5 protein-coding genes and 2 pseudogenes are annotated in these 4167 nt (G+C 59.7%); all 7 read right to left on the bottom strand.

The genetic code is table 11. The annotated features are described in order from the left end of the window. On the bottom strand, positions 1 to 262 hold a 262-nt coding region (locus DQ405_RS27915; protein WP_241730215.1), incomplete at its 3' end, for a hypothetical protein. Beyond that, positions 247 to 501 (bottom strand): hypothetical protein, encoded by a 255-nt coding sequence (locus DQ405_RS27910; protein ID WP_241730214.1) that lies wholly within the window; start codon positions 499 to 501, stop codon positions 247 to 249. The genes DQ405_RS27910 and DQ405_RS27915, both read right to left, overlap by 16 nt. Before the next feature lie 112 nt (positions 502 to 613). Further along, positions 614 to 910 (bottom strand): annotated as a pseudogene (locus tag DQ405_RS28390) (dermonecrotic toxin domain-containing protein); the annotation flags it as partial. After that, entirely contained in the window at positions 843 to 1343 is a 501-nt protein-coding gene (locus DQ405_RS27905) for a hypothetical protein (protein ID WP_241730213.1), read from the bottom strand. The pseudogene DQ405_RS28390 and the gene DQ405_RS27905, both read right to left, overlap by 68 nt. A 16-nt stretch (positions 1344 to 1359) precedes the next feature. Continuing rightward, on the bottom strand, positions 1360 to 2220 hold the full coding sequence (locus DQ405_RS27900) for a hypothetical protein (RefSeq protein WP_241730212.1): 861 nt from the start codon (positions 2218 to 2220) through the stop codon (positions 1360 to 1362). Between the two features lie 140 nt (positions 2221 to 2360). Further along, positions 2361 to 3449: pseudogene (locus tag DQ405_RS25000) on the bottom strand (polyamine ABC transporter substrate-binding protein). Beyond that, on the bottom strand, positions 3446 to 4167 hold a 722-nt coding region (locus tag DQ405_RS24995; protein ID WP_168426406.1), incomplete at its 5' end, for a histone deacetylase family protein. The pseudogene DQ405_RS25000 and the gene DQ405_RS24995, both read right to left, overlap by 4 nt.

The following is a 4167-nucleotide window of genomic DNA, read 5'->3' as shown; positions in this document are numbered from 1 at the left end:
CCTGCCAGATCCACACCGCCGTGCCCACGGTACGACCGAGAAAGGGCAGCACGGCGTTGAATATCAGCCAGCCGGCTTGCTTGAACGTGGCCCAACGGTTTTCGGCATTGGAAACCGATTGCCGATCCGACAGTTCGATCAAGGCATTGGCGTTGGCTTTGAACAGAGTGGAAAATCGGTCGCCGTTAAGCACTTGTTCACCCAGCGCCATGGGGCCGCTCATGGTCCATAGTTTGTCAGGCTCGATCAGGTAATCGGCCACCTGCCAAGCGTAGGTAGTGCGCCGGGGAATACGTAATTGGCGTAGTCGTTACGCACCGCATCCGGTAGCCAGGCCAGTACCGACTCGCGCAGGGTGCTCGATTGCGAAATCCCATAGATCAGATTGGCCGGAGTCGGGAACTGCATCAGGGGCGGTGTGAACATCGGTCGATACAACAGGCATGGGCCGGCCGTCATGTCCTCGGGGCCGATCACGTACATGTTGGCAACGGTGTCCAATGTCGCTTCCGCGCGCCGCAGGGGCCGAAACGCCAATGGCCTGAGCACAATGGTTTTGCCCGTCAACCTGGCGGTCAGTGGCCTCGTCTTGTAACACCGCCGCCACATAGCGGTAGCCTCGCTCGTCAATGCCTTCTTGCTGGCGAATCTTGGCTTGCAAGGCCTGCATAGGCAGTTGGATACGCAGGTGCTGGCTATAGAGGGTTTTACGGCGTAATGACTCCTGCGGGTCGTCCAGCAGTTTTTGTTTGATCAACGCGGGATAGGCACTGCCGATATCGGCATCGGTGACCAAGTCTACAAAATAGCCTGAGGTCATCCATCCAGGCAGGCTGAACCCCTTATCGATCTCGACAGATCGATTGCCGGTCGGCAGCGCAATCAGGTTTTGCAAGGCCAGTTCTACCACGCTCAAAGAGGTGGTTTCGAACTGACCCGGCACCACGAAGGTGCCCCAGATGACCGGGCTTTTCACCGTCAGGCGGATTTTTATCCAAGGGAACGTTGGCGCTGGCAGGATGATCCTTGATCATTTGCGCCTTGATCACCTTCAACGCGTAAGCCTCGATGGAGGGAACGTCGTCGAGGTAAGAGCGGCCGGCGTTCTGGTTGTGCAGGGCGGCGAGGTCCTTCAAGTGCCGGGCAAAGAAGTTCTGGTCGGCGACGGACGCCTTCGTCAGCCAGTCGGGCAACTGGTTCTGATACCAGGCAAGCCCTGGGCCCTTTTCAGGGGCAAGCGGGGCGATGGCTGGCGGCGTGCCGAGGACGACATCGGCGTTATGGGTCTGGCGCAGGTCCGAGAAGTCGATTGCACCCACGGCCTCGACCAGCACGGACACCATTGCGCAGGCCTGATGATCAAAAAAAGTCGCCATCAGGCTCGAACAGCCGCCAATGAATTTCCTGGTTCGAAGCAGAGGCTGGCAGGTGCAACGACAATGAATTGCCCAGGTGCTCCAGCGAAGGAAATTTTTCATAGCCCTTGAGCAGTGAATACATGAGGATCGAACGCTGCCCTTCATGTTCGCCGAGCAGTACCGCGATCACCACTTCATTCTGGTGCGTCACGTGGTCAGCGTCGACGCGGTCGATATCGATCAGGCAGGCCTTGAGGTTGTAAGGGTCTTTGCCCTTCCTGTCGGCTTTATCGGGGTGGGTGAACAGGGTGCGCGCCATGGCGCACTCGGTGGCGCTCCAGTCGTCTGCGGTCTCGACATTCCAGACTGCCCGCAACATGCTCGACAACTCGTGCCAATGCGGGCCGCTGCCGTTGGTTTGATTCCAGTAGGCGACCAACTGTTGCTGGAAGGCCCGCAGCATGACAGGAGCCAGCAGGTTGAGGGTTTTGGCGATTTCACAGATACGCACGGGCAAGTGAACCGTCGGCTCGACGATCGGTTGCTGGGTGAGAAAGTGTTCGCCCTCGATGTACAGGGTCGGCACTGACAGAACTGCCTGTTGAGCGAGGATGTCGCTGAGTGCCTGATATTCCGTGGGCCCCGCGACAATCTCGTCGTCAATCAGTCGCCAGGTCGGCGTGCCGACCATGGCGATGTCCGGGTTGATATCCAGCGTCGGGTACTGTTCCCGAAGTGACTGGCGCAACAGAGCCGATGCGGTCTCCCTGAATGAAGGGCCGACATAGAGTTGGGTGAACAGCGCTGAGCGCTCATCCAGCCGTTTGGCGTTCGTGTGGTTATTTGCAGCGGGTGAGGTCATAGAGTGGCTTCCCTGTCTGACCGGTTGATGGAGATAGCCCGAGGTATAGGTTCGGAATTTCCATGCTAGGGCTCGGCCAGACAGGTAGGCGGTGCTTACATAGGCCTGCTGTTAAAATGCACGTACGCCAGTACAGCGCTTCACCTCCCGGACTTAATCTTGGTCCAGGCTCTTGTCTGCGCGTTCGGCTTTGCTGTCCAGGGGTTTGAGGGTGTAGAGCGTGGTCATGGCCGTGTCGGTCGGGTACAGGTTGGGGTTGTTGCGTATGGCCGGGTCGACCGCTCGGTAGCGTCCTTGTTCGGGTTGGGATAACCGACAAAATCGCTGACCGGTGCGATGACGTCGGGTTGCAACAAATAGTTGATGAAGGTGTAGGCGTCGCCCGGATTTTTAGCGCCCTTGGGAATGGCGAGCATGTCGAACCAGATCGGCGCGCCTTCCTTGGGCAAGCGCATGTCCACGGTCACGCCATTCTTGGCTTCCTTGGCGCGGTTGGCGGCCTGGGAAAAACTGCCGGAGTAGCCCACCGCCACGCAGATATCGCCATTGGCGATGTCCGCCATGTATTTGGAAGAGTGAAAGTAGGTGATGTACGGGCGGATCTTCATCAACAGCGCTTCGGCCTTGTCGTAGTCCTTGGGGTTGCTGCTGTTGGGGTCCAGGCCCAGGTGCTGCAACGCCAGGGGCAGGATCTCCGAGGGCGAGTCCAGCAGCGCGACGCCGCATTGCTTGAGCTTGCTGATGTTCTCTTCCTTGAAGATCAGGTCCCAGCTGTCCACGGGGGCGTTGTCGCCCAGGGCCGCCTTGACCTTGGCTGGGTTGAAGCCGATCAGGATGGTGCCGTACATGTAGGGCACGGCGTATTGATTGCCGGGGTCGTTGGCCTCGATCAGCTTCATCAGCTTGGGATCGAGGTGGTTCCAGTTGGGCAGTTGGCTGCGGTCCAGGGGCTGGAACACGCCGGCTTCGATCTGTTTGGCCAGGAACACGTTGGAGGGTACCACCACGTCATAGCCGGAGTTGCCGGTGAGCAGTTTGGCTTCCAGGGCTTCGTTGGTGTCGAAGATGTCGTACACCAGCTTGATCGACGGGTGCTGGGCCTTGAAGTCTTCCAGCGCCTTGGGCGTGATGTAGTCGAACCAGTTGTAGACCTTCAGGGTTTTTTCTTCGGCCTGGGCTGCGCCGCTGACAACCACGGCGCACAGGGCGAGCGACTTGAGTATGTTCATTGGGCTGCTTCCTCGAAACCTTCCAGCACGTTGACGGCGTTGATGCCGATTTCCTCCACCGCGTAGCCGCCTTCCATCACGAACAGCGTGGGCTTGCCCAGGCGGGCAATGCGCGCGCCCATGGCCAGGTAGTCCGGGCTGTCGAGCTTGAACTGCGAGATAGGGTCGTCCTTGAACGTGTCCACGCCCAGGGACACCACGATGATATCGGCGGCGTAGCGCTCGATCTCGGCGCAGGCCTGTTCCAGCGCCGCGCTCCAGGCCTGCCAGCCGGACCCGGCCGGCAACGGATAGTTGAAGTTGAAACCAACGCCGGCGCCCTCGCCATGCTCATCGGCGTAGCCAAGGAAGAACGGAAATTCTGCCTCCGGATGGCCGTGGATCGAAGTGAACAGCACGTCGCTGCGCGCGTAAAAAATCGACTGCGTGCCGTTACCGTGGTGGTAGTCCACGTCGAGGATCGCGACCTTTTTGCAGCCTTGATCAAGGAATGCCTGGGCCGCGATGGCCGCGTTGTTGAGGTAGCAATAACCGCCCATCACATCGCTGGCGGCGTGATGCCCCGGCGGGCGGCAAAGGGCGAAGGCACTGTGGGCGCCTTGGGCGATGGCGGCCTGCGCGGTAAGGGCCACTTGCGCCGCGCTGTAGGCCGCTTGCCAGGTGCCGGCGGTGATCGGCGCGCCACCATCGAAACTGTAATAGCCCAATTGGCCGTGCA

It is taken from the genome of Pseudomonas sp. SST3 (assembly GCF_003325755.1).
This window is presented reverse-complemented; position numbering and strand designations above follow the sequence as displayed.